Annotated in this window: 1 protein-coding gene; it reads left to right on the top strand. The window is 32.1% G+C overall.

Annotation, left to right across the window (positions count from 1 at the left end):
* Positions 1–1,868: 1,868 nt before the first annotated feature.
* The gene (locus F6K22_RS33870; protein ID WP_293108498.1) at positions 1,869–3,788 is read left to right on the top strand and encodes an AAA-like domain-containing protein; all 1,920 of its coding nucleotides are present in this window, start codon (positions 1,869–1,871) and stop codon (positions 3,786–3,788) included.
* Positions 3,789–4,211: the final 423 nt, after the last annotated feature.

Below are 4,211 nucleotides of genomic sequence, written 5' to 3'. Positions count from 1 at the left end.
TACAGGAATGTTCGCGAAAGCTGTTTAAAATAGTCCGTTTTTTGAGCCTTTCCATTAAATTAGGCATTTCTAGCTTGCAGTGCAAACAATACCAATAAATTTGGGAATTACGGCTATGACGTAGCATTTGATTAGAGCAACAAGGACAGTTATTCATGGTTAAATTGTGATTTATTTAAAATTTTGTGAACAGAAAAAAAATTAGGGGTAGAATTGAAAGTTAATTAGCTATCTCCGTTAACATAAGTTATTTGTTTAATCAACTTTGTATCTAGAGAAAATATCAAATTTGACAGTAAAAACTAGAGCCAGTTAACTATGGTTGGTCAACTGAACTTTATGGAATAAAGCTTTTACTTTTCTGTTGAGAATGAATCAGTTAAATTACTGAAATTTTTAATTGTAGTTCTGGTTTCAGAGAAGACTGATTTGGCAAAATCTAGCTATAACTAGATGGTTATTAAGTTTTGATTTTTGACTATTAAAAGTTGTTGAATTGCAGAGGTAACTCTGCTAAATAAGATTGACTAGGCGAAAATCATTTGTTTATTTTTCATACCTAATATATACTTAATGCTGACTGTGTGAGAAATTTCCTAAATCTATCAAATTATACATTTATAAGTGGAACTTAATTGCTAATGATACTTTAAATAAAAATTAATTGTGTATCAAATTTATCAATATTCCAAAAAAATTAGTATTTCAGAGTAACTACGGATGTAAAATACATATTTGCAAAAAAAAATCGTTACTCAGGATACATTTAAACTAACTAGATTTTGTATCGAATTTAGCAATTTTTGCAGAGCATTAACATTAAAGCGACAATCTAAAATTATATCATATCCAGTAGCATTGAATTGATAAATAATTCACTGGAGAACAGAAAATAGGAAACAGAAAAAATACTGTATTTATTTCATAAGATAAAGGCTATAAGTTACAGACTAAATAAGTAAGCATTCAGCTATTAGCATTCAGCTAGCCTCCTGGGTCGGAACTGCGTTAACAGCTTTTGGAAGAAAGAATCAAGCAACGACCAAGGTTAGCTGAAAAGACTATTTCATTTATAACTTTTAATTATCCTTGAATACTAATTCCTCCTTCCAAGATAATGAGTTAATAAATCATAGCTGATAGCTATTAGCTGACCGCTGAATGCTTACCTAAATAATTGTGGTCTATCTATATGAATAAAAATTGCTATAAATTCAATAATCCTATATAAAATTTAAGTAGGTAGGTGGGAAAATTTACCGATAAATTGTGGTCTAAAGCCTCCCCCTTTTAAGAGGAAAAAAGAAAAAATTTTTCATGATTAGTCAATCCTATCCGTTTTCAAGGAGAGGTAAATTATTAATTATTAATTATTAATTATTAATTGTTGAAAGGTACGTCATTGCGACGGTCACTCCGTGGAAGGAAGCAATCTCAAAGGTATGAGGTGCATAAACATTTCGTTATATAGTGAGGTTTATTCGCGCCTACCTACTTAGCAATATGGTAAAAGTTGAATAGCTTTTTTGTTTCGATGATGATGTGAAGATATAGGGATACTCATCAATATGAAAAAGGCTATATCTAAGTATGATATAATTTTAACTAGCTAGCTCGCTTTTAGCCTATACGCTAGCCTCCTGGGTCGGAACTGCGTTAACAGCTTTTTGAGCGATCGTTTAAATCAAGTGCTTCTATAAGCAGGATAGTGCGCGGAGGGGTAACATTCCCCTTCTAAACGTTTACTGCTGAGTGGCTGAGTGGCTGATTACTGATTGCTTTTTTAAATTGGCAATGATTAATGATTTTATATTTTCTGATAAAAGTGCTAATTACCAATGTCTGAAAATAATTCTCTCATCGGATAAATTCTACTTCAACGTTATCAAGTTATTGAAAAATTAGGCAAAGGTGGTGGGTTTGGTGAAACTTATCTTGCAGAAGATTTAGATATACCGGAAATTCCTAAACCAAGATGTGTGGTGAAGCGATTAAAACCAACACAAAAAAGTGCAAAAGTTAAAGATTTATTTGAGCAAGAAGCTCGAACTCTGAATAAGCTGGGAAGACATGAGCAAATTCCAACTTTATATGCTTATTTTGAACATGACTATGAATTTTACCTAGTTCAAGAACTTGTAGTAGGTCACGATTTAACTAAAGAAATAAATCATTTTTGGAATGAATCTAAAGTTATAGAATTTTTAGCAGAAATTCTGGAGTTACTAATTTTCGTTCACGATAATAATGTGATTCATCGCGATATTAAGCCAGGCAATATTATGAGGCGCAAAAGTGATGGAAAATTAGTATTAATTGATTTTGGAGCTGTTAAAGAAGTTAGGACTATAGTAGTTGGTAATGATGGGCAACCTACTAGCACTATTAATATTGGAACTCCTGGTTATATGTCTGTGGAACAACTACAAGGTAGACCTAAATTTGCTAGTGATATTTATGCCGTTGGAGTAACTGCTATTCAAGCTTTAATTAGAAAATCTCCTCAAAAATTTCCCCACAATATTTCTGGAGAAATAGAATGTGAAACTCTACTTTCTGGTATTAATGATGAGCTAGCCAATATATTAATCAAAATGGTAAAAGTTAACTGGCATCAGCGCTACCCAAATGCTAAAGTTGCTTTGGCAGAATTATTGAATATCAAACCAAACTTAGAATCATTAATACCTCAGCAAAAACAGGGAGAAACTATTAAAATAACTCCTCCAATTATTAACAATATTAGTAGTAATAATATAACTCAGCCTCCCGAATCAAAATTAGAACCACCTTCAGGTCAAGTACCCCTAAATTCTCCTTTTTATATCGAGCGAATTCCTATTGAGTCAGAATGTTTTCAAGCTATTTTGAAGCCAGATGCTTTAATTAGAATTAAAGCTCCTCGGCAAATGGGAAAAAGTTCTTTATTATCTCGAATTTTAGCTCATGCTAGTCAGGAAGCTTATCGCACAGTTTATTTGGATTTTCAAACTATAGATCCAGAATTTATAGAAAATTTAGACCAATTTTTGCAATGGTTTTGCGCGAATGTTAGTGATGAATTGGATTTAGAGGAACAGTTAGATAAATATTGGAAAAAAGTTTTGGGAGTGAAAAAGCGATGTACTAAATATTTTGAGAAATATTTGCTTAAAGAAATTAAGACACCGATAGTTTTGGGGCTAGATGAAGTTGACCAGCTTTTCCAAAATCAAGATTTAGCAACACAATTTTTTGCTTTATTAAGAGCTTGGCACGAACAAGGTAAAAATAATCCTGATTGGCAAAGATTACGATTAATAATTGTTCACTCTAAGGAGGTTTATATTCCTCTGAATATTAATCAATCTCCATTTAATGTGGGATTAGGAATTGAGTTACCAGAATTTAACTTAGAACAGGTAAAAGATTTAGTACAAAGACATGGCTTAATCTGGTCTGACGCACAAATAGAAACACTAATGGAAATGTTAGGAGGACATCCCTATTTAGTACGTCTAGCACTCTATGAAATTGCTAGCGGAAAAATGACTTTAGAACGACTTTTAGAACTGGCACCAACCGATGAAGGACCTTACTATAATCACTTACATCGACATTTATTGAACTTACAAAAAGATGAAAATTTGCAGACAGCAATTACAAAAGTTGTTAATGCAGAAACTCCTGTGGAAGTTGGTACAATTGAAGGATTTAAATTACGCAGTATGGGATTAGTTAAATTTCGGGGAAATGCTGTAGTTCCTTTGTGTGGTTTGTATAGAGAATATTTTCGAGTTCACGTTTAACAGTTATCAGTTATCAGTTATCAGTTAGAATAATTGGTATAAAGAAAGTAGGTTGGGTAGAGCGACAGCGAAACCCAACAAAATCAAGTAATACCATCTTTGATAATAGATAATTTTTTTGTGTACTTGCTAATAATCTAATAGTTGGGTTTCGTTCCTCAACCCAACCTACTAAATTATATTAACTATAAATAATTACGAATATTATAAGCGAAACCCAACAAAATAAGGCAATACCATCTTTGATAATAGATAATTTTTTTCTGTACTTGCTTATAACCTAATAGTTGGGTTTCGTTCCTCAACCCAACCTACGCTTATTACTTTTTCCTATTCCCTATTCCCTATTCCCTAGCAATATGAATAATTACGAATATTATATCGGTGCTAGTTTCCAAATTGATTCCACAACTTATGTTAAAA

It is taken from the genome of Okeania sp. SIO2F4, assembly GCF_010672385.1.
Lineage (GTDB): Bacteria > Cyanobacteriota > Cyanobacteriia > Cyanobacteriales > Microcoleaceae > Trichodesmium.
This window is presented reverse-complemented; position numbering and strand designations above follow the sequence as displayed.